The following is a 16,990-nucleotide window of genomic DNA, read 5'->3' as shown; positions in this document are numbered from 1 at the left end:
TATTGAATCTCAACGCAGGCATTTGTGATCGGGCTATGCCGGGTTACTGCAGATGTATAGGCAAACCGGGCTTGCAGCATGAGCAGCCATCAGCCCTCAACGCTGGCCGGCCACGGCTGCACACAAAGCCGATTCTTGCCACTGCGCTTGGCCCGGTACAGTGCTTCGTCCGTGGCTTTTATCCAGTCTCGCTCGCTGGCGTATTCGTGGGAGTAAGGCACCAGGCCAATGCTCAGGGTCACTTTTACGGGCACGGTCAGGTCGGCCCAGTCGGCGAATCGTTGGCGAATGTCGTCCAACTGCCGGGCCGCTTCCCCGACGCTGACATCGAACAGCAACAAACAGAACTCGTCGCCGCCGTAGCGTCCCGGCACGGCGGAAGTTCCCAGCCCTGAACGCAGCAGGTTGGCCAGGCGGCCGATGATTGCATCGCCTACCAGATGACCATGCTCATCGTTGATGCGCTTGAAGTTGTCGATGTCTATCAAGGCCAGCATTGCCATCACCTCGCCCCTCCTGCAGCGAGGGAAGATTTCGTCAAGCTTTTCCCTCCACGAAGCGTGATGGAGCAGGCGGGTCATCCCGTCCAGTTTACTGATGAGCTTGAAGGCCTTCTTGTGCACTGCCAGTTGCACCGACACGCCGTAGCTGGCGCGGGCCACGATCAGCGGGTAGATGATCAGCATCGGCAGACAGGCCAGTTGCTGCAGCGCCGTGGTCGCCATCGACAACTCGAACCCATTCAGGCTCAGCGTCATAAGCACACCCACAACTTGCAGCGCAACGCTGGCCCGTAACAGGCGCCAACCGCCTGCGGCCATCGCGTTCATGGCGACCATGGCAAGCAGCAGCACCGACGGCAACAGGTTGAACGCCATCAGCCCTGCCCAGCCGCCGGCGAACAGGGCGTCCAGCATGAGGTTGCGCTGTTCGGCAGCGAAGGGATCCGAGGCATTGCGTGCGAGCAGGTACGCACCGGTTGGCCAGGCCACGAGGTTGGCCAACATCGCTGCCCATACCCACGTGGGCGTGCCGGGCTGATCCAGCAACACTGCACCGATGAAGAGCGCACTGAGCAGGCACCCTATCGAGCGCGGCCCGTAGATGCGGCGCGCGAAACTTCTCCCCAACTCCTGGCGACTGAGCGGCATACCAAGGCTCCCCGCCTTTGCTATCGATGTGCCCTGTCAGAGCAAGGACGTGCCGCTGTCCGGTTGTCGACTGAGCGTCCAGCGGCATGGCACTTTGGCATCGATTTTATAGCAAGTCGGGTTCGCAGTCAGCAGCCGTTCGGTGGACAGGTGATCGTTGCCAATGAACGCTGGACATGGGCCTCCTGCTGCACGTAGCCGGCGCCTGCGGTCACGATCAGCGTCTGCCCCAGCGGGTGGGTGTGCCAGGCGGTACGGGCGCCGGGCTCGAAGGTGACCGTGGCGCCGCCGATGCGAGCACCGTCGGTGCCTTTGAACGGCGCATCGACCCGAACCTTGCAACTGCTCGACGCCGCCCTGGACGGGTTCGGCTTGAGCTTCATTCCTGACGACATGGCTGCGCCCTACGTTGCCAGCGGGCAGCTGCAGGTCGTACTCGAGGACTGGTGCCCCTGGTACCCGGGGTACCACCTGTATTACCCAAGCCGCCGGCAAGCGTCGCCGGCGTTTACGTTGCTGGTCGAGGCATTGCGATATCGAGGAGGTTAAGGGTGATTTCTGCTGCGCTACAAGGCTTGGGTGCGTTCGGCCAGGTAGCCTTTGTAGTGCGGTTGTGGCTGTGAACCATCGAGCTTCTGGAAATCAAGATCTTCTTTGTCGAGCCCGTCCAACCCTTCAATTCCCCCGATGAGAGCGGGCCAGTCTTTGCGTTTGGCAGCGGCGACGATGTGGGGCTTGAGATACTCGTCCAGCAAGCGCTGGCTTGGGTCGAGGATTTCGGCGCTCAGAGCTGTCAAGTAAGTGTCTTTGGTGGTCTTGCTCCAATCAATGCTAAAGCCTGCTCGATAGCACAGCTCTGTAAAGATGAGAAGGATGGTTCTACCGTTGCCATCAAGGAACGGGTGAGCCAAAGCCAGCAGGCCCATGACTTCGCCAGGCCTGTCTCGAAACCGAGCGTGCTTGTTCGCGGAAGATAGAGCGTATTCAGCGGCGCGGACGATGTCTTCAGCATCAGCAAATTCGGTATGGCCTGGCTCACCTTTTTGGCCTTTACTGATTCGCAGGTCTGGCGTCAGTTGCACTCGATCTTGGCCGGCCCATGGGTAAATTTCCTGGAACAACATCCGATGAACATCAAGGATGGATGCGTACTCAATGTCAGCAAGGCGGGCCATATAGCTTAGAGCTTGTTCGATGTTAGCTTCGAAAGACGAGTGCTCCAGACGCTTAACAGTGTCGAGATCACTGAGCCGGAAGCGGTTGCGCAGATAACCGGCGGCCTCAAAATCGCCGAAGGGGTCGAACATCACGCCTTCAGCTTCTTCTTGGATTTGGATTTGCTAGCGCTTTTCTCTTGCAGGTATCGCACCTGCATCGCGAGCAGATCGGATGTACTCATCACCCCTTTACGCTTCAAATTCACTAGCAACTGTTCAACTGCGTCCAGGGCGACCGTGTCGCCGGACAGTGAAGTGATGCACGTAGCCATACGGCTGATGCCATCTCGTGTCGCGGTTACTTTGTGGACCTTAGCCAGCTGGCGGACTTCACTGGCAACGCTGTTAGCGGCTGTTTGGGTCATTGAACTGCCCTCTTACTCGTGCTAGGTACAATATCATTCTACATCAATCCGAAATATCTGGTTCCACGTGAACTGCCCCTTGACAGGCTTTGCATAGCGGTTTGTTTGGGGGCAGAGCGCTGGCCGCCGGCTGCTGCTGTTCGATACACAGGAGCGGACGTCTGTTGCTTACAGCGTGAGCTACGAAAGCGCATCACACAACCGAGAATATGCGTGACTGTTCGGCGTACGTTGCGCGGCTCAAGTCGGCGGCGCAACGATGCCGGCAAGGGTGCGGGTATTCGTGGATTTTTTGCTCGCTCAGCATCGGATGTGAGGCGAGGCTGCACCGGCGCACTACCGGTATAGCTCATCCAAACTTGTACGATGTCTTATCACGCGGTATTACTGCATCTCCAAAAAAAACAAGATCACGGAGATCGCTACATGGACTCAACCCTGTCCGCTTTGCCTGAACGCACTGCTCAAGGCAATACCCGCCGCAGCTTCCTGCAGAAGTCCCTCGCCGTCTCTGCCTCGCTGGCGACAATGGGCGCCGCCGCCCTGCCCCAACTGTCGAATGCAGCCGAACCACTGAGCTCCCGTTACCCCGACCCGTTGGTTCACGCCCTCGACGATAGCTTCATGGCGTTGCGTGTGTTCAACGCCAGCGTGGAAAAGCTCGCCACCGGTATGCGCTGGGCAGAAGGCCCGGTCTGGGTGGGCGATGGCCGCTACTTGCTGGTCAGTGACATTCCCAACAATCGCATCATGCGTTGGGACGAAGCCACCGAGGGCTTCTCGGTGTACCGCGAGCACGCCAACTTTTCCAATGGCATGTGTCGCGATCGCCAAGGGCGGTTGCTGGTCTGCGAAGGGTCGACCACCACTGCCGAAGGTCGCCGGGTCACGCGCACCGAATACAACGGAACGATCACCGTGCTGGCCGACAGCTACGACGGCAAGCCCTTCAACTCGCCCAACGATATCGTCTGTAGAAGCGACGGCTCGATCTGGTTCACCGACCCGCCTTTTCAGACCCACAACAACTACGAAGGCCACAAGGTCACGCCGGTTCAACCCCATGCCGTTTACCGCATCGACGGTGACAGTGGAAAGGTCACTCGGGTCATCGACAACCTCGATGGCCCCAACGGCCTGTGCTTCTCCGCCGATGAAAAAACCCTGTACGTCGTCGAAGGCCGGGCCAAACCCAACCGCCTGGTCTGGGCCATTGCGGTCAAGGACGACGGCACCCTGGGCGAGCGCCGCAAGCATATCGAGGGGCTCGAGTACGCTGCCATCGACGGGATCAAATGTGATGAAGAAGGCAATCTGTGGTGTGGCTGGGGCGGCAATGGCGATCCCAAGGCCGATCTGGAAAAGCTGGACGGCGTGCGCGTGTTCAACCCTCAAGGCAAGGCGATCGGACACATTTCGCTGCCAGAACGCTGCGCAAACCTGTGCTTCGGCGGACGGGAAGGCAACCGACTGTTCATGGCCAGCAGTCATTCGATCTACTCGCTGTTCGTGAACACGCGCGGCACGACGTTCAGCGCGTAGCGATCCTGTCGGTCCCGCGACAGACTCCCCAGTAGCCAAAGCCGCACAGACAGCCATGTGCGGCGACGCCCTTACTTCTGCCCTTCGATGAGCCACCCATGAACGCACCCGCCACGCGCCCCGTGTCGCAGTTTCTTTCCGACCCCAGAACCGTATTGCTTTTGGCTACCCTGTGTTGCGCCCTTTGGGGCAGCTCTTACCCGGCGATCAAGAACGGCTACGAGCTGCTGCAGATTGCCCCGCATGACGTGTCGTCCAAGCTGATTTTCGCAGGTTATCGTTTCCTTCTGGCCGGCCTGTGCCTGTTGCTGCTCGCGGTCATGATGCGCAAGCCCGTCTTGCGCTTGAGCCCGCGCACGTTCGGTCAGGTGGCGCTGCTGGGGCTGGTGCAAACAGGGCTGCAATACGTGTTCTTTTACATTGGCCTGGCGTACACGACGGGCGTCCGCGCGTCGATTCTGAATGCCACCACCACCTTCTTCAGCGTGCTGCTGGCGCACTTCGTCTACCACAACGACAAACTGTCCACGCGCAAGAGCGTCGGCTGCCTGCTCGGTTTTGCCGGTGTATTGACAGTGAACGCCGGTGCGGGTCCGCTCGATGCCTTGCCGTCCGTGCATGGCGAGGGCTTCATCGTGATCGCCGCGTTCGTGCTGTCGGCTGCGTCCATCTATGGGAAATACGTCTCCCACCGTATGGATGCGATGGTGATGACGGGTTGGCAGCTGGCCATTGGCGGCCTGGCGTTGCTTGTGGGCGGCTATGCGACGGGCGGGACCTTGGGTCACATGACGCCCACCTCGACCCTTTTGCTCATCTACCTGGCGCTGCTGTCGGCGGTAGCGTTCACGCTGTGGAGCCTGCTCCTCAAATACAACCCGGTCGGCAGGGTCAGTGTGTTCGCATTCCTGGTGCCGGTGTTCGGGGCCGGGCTGTCGGCGGTGTTCCTCGGCGAGAGCATTTTCGAATGGAAGAACCTGGCAGCTTTGGTGCTCGTGTGCGCAGGTATCGGCCTGGTGACGCGCGCGCAGGTGCCTGGGGTTGCATCCAAGGCGAGCTAGCGCCTGGGTCTCATGGACATCGACGGGCAATACATTTATACATTCGAATGTGTTAATGTGTTGCAACTCTCGTTGTCCTACGGAACTGACATGAACGACTCCAGCCTGTTCACCCCCCTCGCACTCGGTGGCCTGACCCTCAAGAACCGGATTGCCCTGCCCCCGCTCACGCGGTCCAGAAGTACTCAGCCCGGTGACGTGCCCAACGTCTTGATGAGCGACTATTACCGGCAACGCGCCAGCGCCGGGTTCATGATCACCGAGGGCACCCAGATAGAGCCGCGTGGCCAGGGCTATGCCTGGACGCCAGGCATCTACAGCCAGGAACAGATCGCTGGCTGGCAGCAGGTCACCCGCGCCGTCCATGAACAAGGCGGAGTGATTTTCTGTCAGCTCTGGCATGTCGGGCGCGTGTCTCATGACAGCCTGCAACCTGACAACCAGCCCCCCGTCGCCCCCTCCGCCATTCGCGCAACGGCCGTGAAGGTCTTCATCGAAACCGGTCCTGACACCGGTGCGCTGGCCGACCCGAGCATGCCAAGGGCCTTGGAAACTGCGGAGGTCCAGGCGCTGGTCGAGTTGTATCGGGTCGCGGCAGTCAACGCCAGGGAAGCGGGATTCGACGGCGTCGAGCTGCACTCGGCCAATGGCTACCTGCTCAATCAGTTCATCTCGGAACACACCAACCAGCGCACCGACGAATATGGCGGTTCGCTGGACAATCGCCTGCGCTTCCTGCGCGAGGTGACCGAAGCGGTGATCTCGGTGTTCGGCAGCGAGCGTGTCGGCGTACGTTTCGCGCCACTGTTCGAGACAACCGCTGAAGAACGCGTCTACCTGGGCCTGGTGGAACGCGACCCGCAGGCTACCTACATCCAGGCGGCGGCCATGTTGAATGAGCTGGGTATCGGTTACCTGTCCATTGCCGAGGCCGACTGGGACAACGCCCCGGAACTGCCCGAGTCTTTTCGCAAGGCGCTGCGCGAGACGTTCACCCGGCCGATCATGTACTCGGGTTGCTACACCCAGGAAAAGGCCGAGCGCGTGCTTGCCGACGGCCATGGCGACCTGTTCGGTTTCGGCCGCACGTTCATCGCCAACCCCGATCTGCCGAAGCGATTCGAACGGGGCCTGCCGCTCAATCCCGTCGACTACGCCACTCTTTACGGCGGCGGTGAGACAGGTTACGTCGACTATCCCTTCGCGACGCCCTAAAATAGCCACTCCTCGGTGGGATAACTCCCGCCGGTCAAAAGGGTCAGGCAGCGAAATGACGGCATTGAACGAGGCACTCAAGGTTCTATCCAGCCCCACGCGACGGGCCGTTCTGACCTGGCTCAAGGACCCGCATCGCTCGTTCGAAGGCTACAGCCAGCTGTACGATTTCAGCGTGCATGGCGTCTGTGCCAGCCTGATCCAGGACAAAGCCGGCCTCTCGCAGCCGGCCACCTCGATCTGCCTCAAGGCCTTGCTCGACCAAGGCTTCGTCGAGGCCAGCAAGGTTGGCAAGTGGACCTACTACCGGCGCAATGAGGAAAAACTCAGGGAGGCGATGTCAGGCTTGCTGACCGAGCTTGAGGTCGACACCCAGGACTTATAGGGCCTGCCCGGAGTCACACCTGGCCTTCATCCCCCGGTTCGTGCGCTCGTCTGAATGCCAGGATTGCAGACAGGTTGTCCTCGATCCAATCGACGACGATCTCCAGTTTCGCAGCCGCCGCCGTCCCCAGTGGCGTCAGGCTGTACTCGACGTACGGTGGCACCACCGGCCGGGCCACGCGCAGCACCAGTCCATCCCCTTCGAGCCGTTGCAGGGTATGGGCGAGCATCTTCTCGCTGACGCCGCCGATCTTGCGTCGCAGTTCGCTAAACCGATGCGTGCCGCCCAACAAGACCACCATCACCAGAACGCCCCATCGACTGGTCATGTGCTGGAGGATTTCCCGGGACGGACAATCGGCCTGCAGCACTTCGCCGCGGCGGACTTTCTCGGAGAACGTATGGGAAGCGGATTTAAGATCAACCATTGCACTTACCTTTATGTACGTACTTACTTTTCGTAAGCTTATATTCTAGCATCGGACGTTCTCAAACTCGAACGAAGGTGCTGTCATGATTGCTATCACCGGTGCAAACGGCCAACTGGGCCGCCTGGTTCTCGACTCGCTGCTGAAAACCATCGACCCTGCCGAGCTGATCGCGCTGGTACGTGACCCGGCAAAGGCAACCGATCTGCGCGCCAAAGGCATCGAGATCCGAGCGGCGGATTACAACAAGCCTGAAACCCTGGCCAGCGCGTTGAAAGGTGTTGACCGCCTGTTGCTGATCTCCTCCAGCGAGGTGGGACAGCGCCGTGCACAACACCGCGCCGTCATCGCCGCCGCGCAGGCAGAAGGCGTGGCATTGTTGGCCTACACCAGCTTGCTGCACGCAGACACATCGACATTGGGATTGGCAGCGGAGCATCGCGACACCGAACAAGCACTGGCCGAATCCGGTTTGAGCCATGTGCTTTTGCGAAATGGCTGGTACAACGAAAACTACACCGCCAGCGTTGCATCGGCTGTCGAGCATGGCGTGATCCTGGGCAGCGCAAAGGAAGGTCGAATCTCCTCGGCGGCTCGAGTGGACTACGCCGAGGCCGCCGCGAATGTACTGACCCAAGACGACCAAGCCGGCAAGATCTACGAACTGGCCGGCGACGACAGCTACACCTTGTCTGAGTTGGCCGCAGAGGTGGCGCAGCAATCGGGTAAGGCGGTTGCCTACAACGACTTGCCGGAAGCTCAGTACAAAGAGGCCCTCGTCAGCATTGGATTACCCGATGAATTGGCGGCAATGCTGGCTGACTCGGATGCAGCAGCAGCCAAGGGCGATCTGTACGACGGCCGCCGACAGTTGAGCCAACTGTTGGGACGCCCCACGACACCGATTGCACAGTCCGTCAGCGCTGCCTTGAAGCCCTGAGCTCGAAGGGCCGAGTCACAGGGGCGTTCCAGGCGCGGCGCCCCCTGCTCGCCCAGCCCGTGTATCAGTGACCACTGACTATCTGGGCAGAAACACCCAGACGATCAATACCTCCGACTGAACGGCGACATGCCGAGTTTCGGGCATGGCACCTGGCAGCCAGCGTCACAACGCAAACTACATCATCACGAAATATATCTTGCGCACTAAATATTAGCGCGATAGATTAAGCCCAGCCAGTCAGCGTGCGAATACATGGCTGACGGCACCTCCTCCAGCCATCAACGGAAAAAAGCCATGAACGTTCTCTACACCGCAACTGCAACTGCCACCGGTGGCCGTGATGGCCGTGCCGTTTCCAGCGACAAGATTCTCGACGTGGCATTGGCTACACCCAAAGAACTGGGTGGCGCCGGCGGTGAAGCCACCAACCCCGAGCAACTGTTCGCTGCCGGCTACTCTGCCTGCTTCATCGGTGCTCTGAAATTCGTCGCCGGCCAGAACAAACGCAGCATCCCGGCCGACACTTCGATCACTGCCCAGGTGGGCATCGGCCAGATTCCGGGCGGGTTTGGCCTGGACATCGACCTGAACATCAACCTGCCGGGTCTGGAGCAGGCCGATGCCCAGGCGTTGGTCGAAGCCGCCCACCAGGTGTGCCCGTACTCCAACGCCACGCGCGGGAATGTGGATGTTCGTCTGCACGTCACCGTCTGAACCGCTCATCCGCCTGAGGTGCTGCCTCAGCTGGATACAGAGAGCCGTCAATCGACGGCTCTCTCCCTCTGAACGGCAAACGCTCGACCTGTAGGCCGGGCGTTTGCTGTTTCACCCTTGGCCCCCACGGTCTGGGTCAGCAAACTGCCCAAGCGTTCTCCGATGATCACGCAAGGCGCCATGGTGTTTCCCGTGGTCACCCGCGGCATGATCGAGGCGTCTGCCACCCTCAGGCCGCTGATGCCGTAGACCCGCAACTGTGAATCCACTACGGACATGGCATCCCTGCCCATCTTGGCCGTACACGACTGGTGCCACACGGTTGAGGCGGTATTGCGCACGAATGACTCCAGCGCGTTGCGGCTCATGGCCCCCGGCATGACTTCGCGCCGTACAAACGGTGCCATTGCCGAACTGTTGCCGAGCTCGCGACAAAACTCGACTGCCCGTACCAGGGCCTGCAGGTCTTCGGGATCCGACAGCGCGGCACTGTCGATGAGCGGCGCATCCATGGGATTGGCACTCGCCAGGGTGATCGCGCCCCGGCTTTTGGGCCGCACCAGCCCAGGTAGCAGCGACCACGCAGCCGCAGGTGGCTGGAACATGGCCTGGGCCTCGGGCGTGGCTATGGGGATTTGCGCGAGAAAGGTCTGGATGTCCGGGACATCCAGGGATGGATCGCTTTTCCAGAAGAACGTCGACTCGCCGGCGTTGTTGCGCGGTGGCTGGGGTCGCTCATACTCCCAGATGCACCCGGAAACCATGATGTGGTCCTGATAGTTCTGACCGACACCCGGAAGGTCCTGAACCACGTCGATACATTGCGCGTTCAACTGCCGCGTGTCGCCGATTCCGGAGAGCATCAGAACCTTGGGTGTATTGATGGCGCCCAGAGACAGCACGACCTCGTGTCGAGCCCCCAGCCTGATGACTTTGCCCTCGTGAAGCACCTCCACCCCCACCGCCCGCTTACCGTCCAGCAGCACCCGCAGCACATGAGTATGCGTCAGCACGGTCAGGTTGGGCTGAGCCATCAAGGGGTACACATAGCTGCGAAAGATCGAACGGCGGCGGCCGTCTTCAAGGCACAGATTGGCCAACGCGGCGCCTCCGGGCCCCTCCATCATGGCGCCGTTCTGATCGTCGTAGACCGGCAGGCCAAGCGATGCGGCGGCGCGCAGCATGGCCGGTGCAACCGGATTGGGGTCTGGCGCAGTCTGGACGAAAACCGGCCCTCCCGTGCCGCGCCGCAGCGGATCCGGTGCGCCTTGCCAGTCTTCGATACGTCGAAAGGTTGCCAGAGCCGAAGCGTAGTTCCAGGCTGGATCGTCAGCCTCCCTGGCAAAATAGTCCCAGTCGCTGCTGTGACCGCGCGACCAGACCATGACGTTGATCGATGCACCACCGCCGAGCACCTTGCCCATGGACAGGGGAATGGCTCGATCATGGAGATGGGGGTTGGGTTGTGCCTGAAACTGCCAATCGCGTTCGCCGCCCAGGTTGACGAACCACTGGCTGGCATCGATGACACTGGGCACCTCGTCCGTGCCGCCGGCCTCGATCAGCAACACTCTGACGGCGAGGTTCTCCGCCAGGCGGCGGGCAACCACCGATCCGGACGTACCCGAGCCACAGACGATGTAGTCATAGGTCTCAGCCAGCCTGGCCTTCAACTGACGTTGATTGTGTTCGACACGACGCGAGAAGTCTGCGGTGTGCATAGCGCTTGTATAGCTGTTCATGTAGGTGCCTTTGAACACCCCTCAAGCGGGTGACAACGAACGACATTGCCAGCCATTGCAAGGAGGTGCATGTGTACGACCAAGGGCGCTGACACAGCCGCCGGGGAAACAATCCGTCTGCGAAGACACGACCGATTCTAGGGCGCGAAGAACCCCGACCCGTTACCCGAGAGGCGCTTGCTGCTTGTCCGGAAGGCGCTTTTCAATGCGTTTGAAGAGTGCAGGCCGAAGGTAAAGGCGTTCAGCGAGTACTGGCTCGGACCTGCGAGGGGCAAATGCCGAATTCGGCGCGATAGGCCCGGCTGAAATGGGCGGCGGTCGCGAATCCGCATTGCCAGGCGACTTCCTGAGCGCTGGGGGTGAGCGTCTGACTGGCGCTCAGCAGGCGCTGCGCTTGTTGCAGCCGAACGTGCCAGACATGGCCCATGACGGTAGTGCCCTGGCTTCTGAACACGTGTTGCAGGTGCTTGACCGATACGTGCGCGGCGGCGGCGATCGCCGAAGTGTCCAGCCCGGTGTGCGCCAGGCTTGTGTGGATGTAGCGGCGGGCCCGCAGCAGTACGACTTCCGCACTGCGCGAAGTGGCCTTGTCCCCCGGAGCACCTAGTAACGCGTCGATCAACTCCAGCAGTTGTCGACCCATCAGATCGCGAATCACGGGGCTGGGCGCTACTTGTTGCTGTGCGATGCAGTGAATGAGGGCGCAGGCGGCGCGCGTGTCGGCCGAGCTCGAATCGGTAATCACCGGCCTGGGCAGGGAATGCCTGAGCCCGCGTTCGCGCAGATTGCTCTTGGGAATACGCAGCACCGTCATCTGGGCGCGTTCAGTGAAAGACTCTTGAAAAGACCGTTCGGGGTCGATGAAAAACATGCTCCCGGCATCGAATCGGTGCTGCTGCCCGGCTTCCTCGATGTCGACATGCCCTTGCGTCATCAGCTTCAAGTACAGCCAATCGCCCTGCCACGAGGAGCGCTCCTCGCCCACCGGCGCCAGCACGACGCACGCCAGGTCGGCCTGGGTCAGACCGATGTGGCCCAATGTCCAGCTTCTCGATGTCGAACCTTTCGAGCGGGCTTTGTCGAGCCGGCAGTAGAGCCCGTGGTGTTCGAGCATCACCTCGGACCAGTTGGCGGCATCGTCTGGGCCCAGATCGAAGTCCATGTCGTGAGCGGCGAAGCGTCTTGGCGGCATGGTGGCGATCTCGGGTCAGGTTTCACGCTCTGTATCTCGGCCCACCCCGTGGGCAACGAGACGGGGATCTGAGTCAGGTTACGCTCTTTGTCCAACTGCAGGTCCATCTTCTTGGAAACCGCAACCAAATTGCGTGATGATGCTCAAGAAGAAATCGATGTCGGCAAGCCTGGCACCCAGCTTAGAGACGGCCCGTCGTACTGTGTTTTACCAACGCGCGCGGTATCCCTGCCCAACAGTCCCAGGCCGTGCATTGATGCGTTTCCGCCAGACGCCTATCATGAGCATTCACTCATATTGCCCACCTGTGCATCAGTCATGAGCCTGCCATGAAAGACCTGCCACCAACCGCCAGCCTGCGCGCCTTCGAGGTGGCAACGCGGCATGCCACCTTCACCTCGGCCTCCGAAGAACTGCATGTAACCCAAAGCGCCGTCAGCCATCAGCTCAGGCACTTGGAGGATCTGTGGGGGTTGAAGCTGTTCGAACGGGGCAAGTCGCTCACCCTGACACCCGCCGGAGCGGCTCTGGCGCCCATCGTCCGTGGTTTTTTCGCGGACCTGGAGGCGATGCTCGCCGAACTGAGGGAGCATAAGGGAAGAGTTCGGCTCAAGGTCAGCACCACCTACTCCTATGCACTGAAGTGGCTGCTGCCGCGATTGCCGAGTCTGGCCCAGCAGCACCCGGACATATTGGTGACGCTGGACACCACCGATACGGCAATCAAGTTCTCTGGCACCGACCCTGACGTTGCGATCCGCCTGGGCACCGGTAACTACCCCGGCCTTTATTCCGAGTTTCTGTTCCGCGAACATATCTTCCCCGTCGCGAGCCCCGCCTTGCTCGCGCGCTTCGGGCTGCCGCAGCACCCTGGCGAGCTGCTGCGCTACCCGCTGCTGACCCGTGACGGAAACGATCTGGTACCACGGTGGGAAGTGTGGTTCCAGCACGTCGGCCTGAGCATTTCCACGCTCAAGGAAAATGTCCGGTTCGCCGACACCAACATGACCGTTGACGCTGCCCTGCTGGGACAAGGCATCGCTCTGGTTCGCAGCGGCCACGTCGAGTCACAGATCGCCGATGGCAGCCTCGTCAGGCTCTTCGAGGTGCCATTCCCCTCGCCGGTGGCGTACTACTTCGTCTGCCCGAAAGGTATCGAAACCCAACCCCATGTGGTTTCATTCCGGCAATGGTTGAGCGAGCAGTCAACGCAAGCACAACTGGCCTACGATCGTGATGTCCTATGAGGTTTTGCTCATGACGCAATGAGCAGACTTCTCTGTTACATCCACTGATGGGCGGCTTAACATGGCGCATGCCTATCTCTATCATCTCCCTCGTACTGTTCGCCGCCCTGCTGCATGCCGGTTGGAACGCGCTGTTGCGCGGCGGCGAGGACCGACTGTGGTCCATGACCGTCATGTGCCTGGCCGTGGCGGTCACCTGCATCGCCCTGGCTTTGTTCATGGTCGCGCCAGCCCAGGCGAGTTGGCCGTATGCGGTGCTGTCGGGTGTGCTGCACGTTGGCTACAACCTGTTCCTGGTGCGCAGCTACCGGGCGGGCGATCTTGGCCAGACCTATCCGGTAGCACGCGGCTCATCGCCGATTCTGATCACCCTTGGCGCAGCCCTGTTCGCCGGGGAACAGATCCAGGCCAGTGCCCTGTTGGGCATTTTTCTGGTCTCGGGCGGGATCATCCTGCTGGCGTTCAGCAAGGGCAAACTCGCTGTGCCTAGCCTGCCCTACGCCTTGGGCACAGGCGCCTTCATCGCGGCCTACAGCGTCACCGATGGCATCGGCGCGCGCCTGTCTGGCGCGCCCATGGCCTATACCGTCTGGATGTGTGCACTGTGGGGTGTGCTGATGCCAGCGGTGTATATCGCACGTCGTGGCGCGCGCGGCCTGTTCGCCTGGCGGCCTGGAATGGCGACTGCTGCAGCCGGCGGGCTGGTCTCGCTGCTGGCCTACGGTATCGTCATTTATGCCATGACCGATGCTCCCATGGGCATGGTCTCGGCACTGCGTGAAACCAGCGTGCTGTTTGCCGCGTTGATCGGTTATTTTTTCCTCGGTGAAAGCCTGACCGTGCGCAAGGTGCTGGCCTGTACGGTAATCGCGCTGGGTACGGTGATCATCGGCTGAGCGCGCCAGGTCAGCGCCCTTGTGCAGGCCCCTCGAATGGCAACAACTCCACCACCCAATCGATGAACACCCGCAACTTCAAACTGATGTGTCGGTTGGGCGGATAGGCGATGTACATCGGCATGGTATCGAGCTGCCAGTCCTGGAACAGCGGAACGAGCTCGCCTCGGGCCAGTGGCGCCCTGGCCATGTACTCCGGCAGCCACAACACCCCCATTCCGGCCAGACCGGCAGCCAGGTGGGCATTGCCGTCGTCGACCGAAAGCACCGGCTGGCCGCGCACCGTGATGCTCTCGACGGCACGGTGCAGGGTGTAGGCCAGCGCCCTGCCCGTGCGCGCCCAGAGGAAACCGATCACGCGGTGCTGCGTGGCGTCGAGTTCGCTGGGATGTTGCGGCGTGCCGAGCCGGTGCAAATAACCAGGTGAGGCATAGACCCCCAGTTGCAGATCACCCAGGCGACGCGCCATCAGCGATTGATCGGTCAGCTCACCGCCGCGCACGACGCAGTCGACGTTCTCGCCGATGATATCGACCATGCGGTCGCTGACGCCCATGTCGATCTGGATATCCGGATAGCGCCGATGAAAGTCGGGCATCGCCGGCATCAGCACATGACTGGCGAACGGACTCGGCACGTCTACCCGCAACCTGCCGCGCGGCGCGATCGCGGCGCTGGAGAGGCCGGTTTCGGCATCGTCCAGATCGGCCAGCAGGCGTATCACTCGCTCGTAGTAGACGGCACCGTCGGCGGTGACGTTGACCCTGCGCGTGGTGCGGTTCAGCAGCTTCACCCGCAGGCGCGCTTCGAGCTGCTGCACCAGTTGGGTCACCGTGGTCTTGCTCATGTGCAAGGTCTGCGCCGCCTGGGTAAAGCTGCCCGTCTCCACCACCCGCGCGAAGGCCTGCATGGCATCGAAACGGTCCATCGGCACCTCGTTCTGACTGGCCATTGTTTGGGAAATCCAAACAGTTCTGGCCAGACTTGCTCGTTTATACAGCCCTGGCAAGCCTCTACTCTGGCCGCACGATAGATGACGGGTCACCCGACCCGCTCCAGGAGGCAATCCCATGACTCAGCGTGACGTCGTTTTCCCAGCCGGTCGCCAAGCGCTCTACGAGCGCAACCGCTACTCCCCCGCCGTTCGCAGCAATGGCCTGCTGTTCGTGTCCGGCCAGGTCGGCAGCCGCGAGGATGGCTCGCCCGAGCCCGACCTGCGGGACCAGGTGCGGCTGGCATTCCAGAACCTCAACGCCGTATTGCAGGCAGCCGACTGCACATTCGATGACGTGGTGGACGTGACGGTGTTCATCGTCGATCCGCAGTCCAGGTTCGAGACCATCTGGGAAGTGGTGCCCGAATACTGGGGACAAGCCCCCTTCCCGAACATCACCTGCGTGGGTGTGACGTGGCTGTATGGGTTCGATTTCGAGATCAAGGTGATAGCGAAGCTGCCGCCGCAAAGCTAAGTCGCTCGAAAACTCCACACGATTTCCACAACACGTTCGGAGATGACCAGGTAGATCACGACGATCAGGATCTGCAGGACGAGGTGATAGCGCAGCTTGCCCAGCCGCCGGATACCGTCGCTCATGTTCAGGACCATCAGTGCGGCAGACACTGCAATGATCCCCCACCCGGCCAGATTCAACGCAGTGAGACTCAAGAAGACGCGGTGGTCAGTCTGCACCGCGTTCGTGCCTGCTGCGAACAACAGCGCGCACAGCACCATGTTCTTGAAGCTGTCGAAAATTCGGGTGTTCAAGTCGTTGTCGAGCAGATCCAGATAGCGCGTCCAGTATTTTTTCAATGCTGAATCTCCCGTGCATGCATTCATTGTTCCGTTGCAGCCGATCAGCAGACGGAGCTTGCTGGCGATCTGCAGGGCCGCATGACATCGAAAATGGGTAGGCACAGTGCGGTCGGGTCTGGTCTACCATAGGACGGGCGCAGGCAATGCGCCAGTCGCGAAGCCTGCATCCGCCCAATCATTCGCCCAAGAGAACAGCATGCTGATTTCCGCAGTCCTCAACGGCCAGCCCTTGCTGCTGGCAGAGCACCCCGAGCCGATGCTGCCGTGGTGGAGCTTCACCAAAACGGTGCTTGCCGCCACCGCACTGACCCTGGTCCGTGACGGGAGGCTGGACCTGGACGAGCCGTTGACGGGCAACGACTACACGTTGCGCCAGCTGCTGCGCCATGAGGCGGGATTGGCAGACTATGCCGAGCTGGCCGAATACCATACCGCCGTCGCCAACCATGAGCCGGCCTGGTCGACACAAGAGATGCTGCAGCGCTTGCAGGCCGATCGGCTTCGCTACAGCCCTGGCGCGGGCTGGCGTTATTCCAACGTCGGCTACCTGATGGTGGCCAGGCTGATCGAACGCACCACCGACCTGCCGCTGGCCGATGCAGTGCACGCGCGCGTGCTGTTGCCATTGGGCATCGCCAACGTGCGTTTCGCCACCGCTCGAGCCGATCTGCAGCAAGCCTGCACCGGCCTCGCCACCTACGACCCAGGCTGGGTGTATCACGGCTTGCTGATCGGCCCGCTGTCACAGGCCGTGCTGTTGCTTGACCGTCTGTTCAGCGAACACCTGCTGCCGGCCGACTTGCTGCAGGCGATGCAGGAAACGCACACCCTGGGCGGCCCGATTGCCGGCAGACCCTGGCGGGCACCGGGCTATGCACTGGGACTGATGCGCGGTCCGGTGGACGGCGGTGTGGTGTTGGCAGGGCATACTGGGTGCGGGCCCGGCAGCGTCGTCGCGGTGTACCGAGGCTGTCTGGGTAACGTCTGCGCCAGTTATGCAGCGTTCGCCCAGGACACCAGCGAAGGCGAGGTCGAGGCCTGCGTCGTCGAGCACATCTGCCGCCATCTCAACGGCTGAAG

Annotated in this window: 18 protein-coding genes and 2 pseudogenes; 11 read left to right on the top strand and 9 right to left on the bottom strand. The window is 61.2% G+C overall.

Going from position 1 to position 16,990, the window contains the following annotated elements; translation table 11 throughout:
- Positions 1–89: 89 nt before the first annotated feature.
- Positions 90–1,151, bottom strand: coding sequence for a diguanylate cyclase (locus tag IFT98_RS03160; RefSeq protein WP_192047346.1), 1,062 nt, complete (start codon positions 1,149–1,151; stop codon positions 90–92).
- Positions 1,152–1,333: 182 nt separating this feature from the next.
- Positions 1,334–1,546, bottom strand: a pseudogene (locus tag IFT98_RS03155) (hypothetical protein); the annotation flags it as partial.
- Between IFT98_RS03155 and IFT98_RS03150 the strand changes: the two are divergent.
- Positions 1,497–1,700: pseudogene (locus IFT98_RS03150) on the top strand (LysR substrate-binding domain-containing protein); the annotation flags it as partial. The pseudogenes IFT98_RS03155 and IFT98_RS03150 sit on opposite strands and share 50 nt — an antisense overlap.
- A 17-nt stretch (positions 1,701–1,717) precedes the next feature.
- Here the strand turns inward: IFT98_RS03150 and IFT98_RS03145 are convergent.
- Together IFT98_RS03145 and IFT98_RS03140 are read right to left on the bottom strand one after the other, a co-directional pair.
- Entirely contained in the window at positions 1,718–2,461 is a 744-nt protein-coding gene (locus IFT98_RS03145) for a Fic family protein (protein ID WP_192047348.1), read from the bottom strand.
- Positions 2,458–2,733: a hypothetical protein gene (locus IFT98_RS03140; RefSeq protein WP_192047349.1), complete on the bottom strand. Its 276-nt coding sequence runs from the start codon at positions 2,731–2,733 to the stop codon at positions 2,458–2,460. The genes IFT98_RS03145 and IFT98_RS03140 overlap by 4 nt, the downstream gene beginning before the upstream one ends.
- A 426-nt stretch (positions 2,734–3,159) precedes the next feature.
- Here IFT98_RS03140 and IFT98_RS03135 point away from each other — a divergent pair, with 426 nt between their 5' ends.
- The 4 genes from IFT98_RS03135 to IFT98_RS03120 all read left to right on the top strand — a co-directional run bounded on the left by IFT98_RS03135 (position 3,160) and on the right by IFT98_RS03120 (position 6,936).
- On the top strand, positions 3,160–4,275 hold the full coding sequence (locus IFT98_RS03135; RefSeq protein WP_192047350.1) for an SMP-30/gluconolactonase/LRE family protein: 1,116 nt from the start codon (positions 3,160–3,162) through the stop codon (positions 4,273–4,275).
- Between the two features lie 98 nt (positions 4,276–4,373).
- Positions 4,374–5,336 (top strand): DMT family transporter, encoded by a 963-nt coding sequence (locus IFT98_RS03130; RefSeq protein ID WP_192047351.1) that lies wholly within the window; start codon positions 4,374–4,376, stop codon positions 5,334–5,336.
- A gap of 90 nt (positions 5,337–5,426) precedes the next feature.
- The gene (locus IFT98_RS03125; protein ID WP_192047352.1) at positions 5,427–6,551 is read left to right on the top strand and encodes an alkene reductase; all 1,125 of its coding nucleotides are present in this window, start codon (positions 5,427–5,429) and stop codon (positions 6,549–6,551) included.
- A 55-nt stretch (positions 6,552–6,606) separates the two neighbouring features.
- A complete protein-coding gene (locus IFT98_RS03120; protein WP_192047353.1) occupies positions 6,607–6,936 on the top strand; it encodes an ArsR/SmtB family transcription factor in 330 nt (109 codons plus the stop codon).
- 13 nt (positions 6,937–6,949) lie between these two features.
- Here the strand turns inward: IFT98_RS03120 and IFT98_RS03115 are convergent, their stop codons facing one another.
- The gene (locus IFT98_RS03115) at positions 6,950–7,363 is read right to left on the bottom strand and encodes a winged helix-turn-helix transcriptional regulator (protein ID WP_192047354.1); all 414 of its coding nucleotides are present in this window, start codon (positions 7,361–7,363) and stop codon (positions 6,950–6,952) included.
- Between the two features lie 85 nt (positions 7,364–7,448).
- On the opposite strand from IFT98_RS03115, the gene IFT98_RS03110 reads away from it, so the two are divergent.
- Both IFT98_RS03110 and IFT98_RS03105 read left to right on the top strand, forming a co-directional pair.
- On the top strand, positions 7,449–8,303 hold the full coding sequence (locus tag IFT98_RS03110) for an SDR family oxidoreductase (RefSeq protein WP_192047355.1): 855 nt from the start codon (positions 7,449–7,451) through the stop codon (positions 8,301–8,303).
- 297 nt (positions 8,304–8,600) lie between these two features.
- Entirely contained in the window at positions 8,601–9,020 is a 420-nt protein-coding gene (locus tag IFT98_RS03105; protein WP_192047356.1) for an organic hydroperoxide resistance protein, read from the top strand.
- Between the two features lie 47 nt (positions 9,021–9,067).
- Here the strand turns inward: IFT98_RS03105 and IFT98_RS03100 are convergent, their stop codons facing one another.
- Both IFT98_RS03100 and IFT98_RS03095 read right to left on the bottom strand, forming a co-directional pair.
- Positions 9,068–10,762: a GMC family oxidoreductase gene (locus tag IFT98_RS03100; protein ID WP_192047357.1), complete on the bottom strand. Its 1,695-nt coding sequence runs from the start codon at positions 10,760–10,762 to the stop codon at positions 9,068–9,070.
- A 241-nt stretch (positions 10,763–11,003) separates the two neighbouring features.
- On the bottom strand, positions 11,004–11,954 hold the full coding sequence (locus IFT98_RS03095; protein WP_192047358.1) for an AraC family transcriptional regulator: 951 nt from the start codon (positions 11,952–11,954) through the stop codon (positions 11,004–11,006).
- 329 nt (positions 11,955–12,283) lie between these two features.
- Between IFT98_RS03095 and gcvA the strand changes: the two genes are divergently transcribed.
- Positions 12,284–13,201: a transcriptional regulator GcvA gene (gcvA, locus tag IFT98_RS03090; protein ID WP_192047359.1), complete on the top strand. Its 918-nt coding sequence runs from the start codon at positions 12,284–12,286 to the stop codon at positions 13,199–13,201.
- A 68-nt stretch (positions 13,202–13,269) separates the two neighbouring features.
- Positions 13,270–14,097 carry an EamA family transporter gene (locus tag IFT98_RS03085; RefSeq protein ID WP_192047360.1) on the top strand — a complete coding sequence of 276 codons (828 nt, stop codon included), beginning with the start codon at positions 13,270–13,272 and terminating at the stop codon, positions 14,095–14,097.
- Positions 14,098–14,107: 10 nt separating this feature from the next.
- On the opposite strand, the gene IFT98_RS03080 is transcribed toward IFT98_RS03085, so the two are convergent.
- A complete protein-coding gene (locus tag IFT98_RS03080; protein ID WP_192047361.1) occupies positions 14,108–15,025 on the bottom strand; it encodes a LysR family transcriptional regulator in 918 nt (305 codons plus the stop codon).
- 142 nt (positions 15,026–15,167) lie between these two features.
- Between IFT98_RS03080 and IFT98_RS03075 the strand changes: the two genes are divergently transcribed.
- On the top strand, positions 15,168–15,566 hold the full coding sequence (locus IFT98_RS03075; protein WP_192047362.1) for a RidA family protein: 399 nt from the start codon (positions 15,168–15,170) through the stop codon (positions 15,564–15,566).
- Here the strand turns inward: IFT98_RS03075 and IFT98_RS03070 are convergent.
- Entirely contained in the window at positions 15,563–15,907 is a 345-nt protein-coding gene (locus IFT98_RS03070) for a hypothetical protein (RefSeq protein WP_192047568.1), read from the bottom strand. The genes IFT98_RS03075 and IFT98_RS03070 overlap by 4 nt on opposite strands.
- Positions 15,908–16,106: 199 nt before the next feature.
- Between IFT98_RS03070 and IFT98_RS03065 the strand changes: the two genes are divergently transcribed.
- Complete coding sequence (locus IFT98_RS03065; RefSeq protein ID WP_192047363.1) at positions 16,107–16,988, top strand: serine hydrolase domain-containing protein; 882 nt, start codon at positions 16,107–16,109, stop codon at positions 16,986–16,988.
- Positions 16,989–16,990 lie beyond the last annotated feature (2 nt).

Source organism: Pseudomonas sp. CFBP 8770 (assembly GCF_014841705.1).
In the GTDB taxonomy this organism is placed as follows: Bacteria; Pseudomonadota; Gammaproteobacteria; order Pseudomonadales; family Pseudomonadaceae; genus Aquipseudomonas.
Note: the sequence above shows the minus strand (reverse complement) of the source record. Positions and strands in the feature narration are given on the sequence as shown.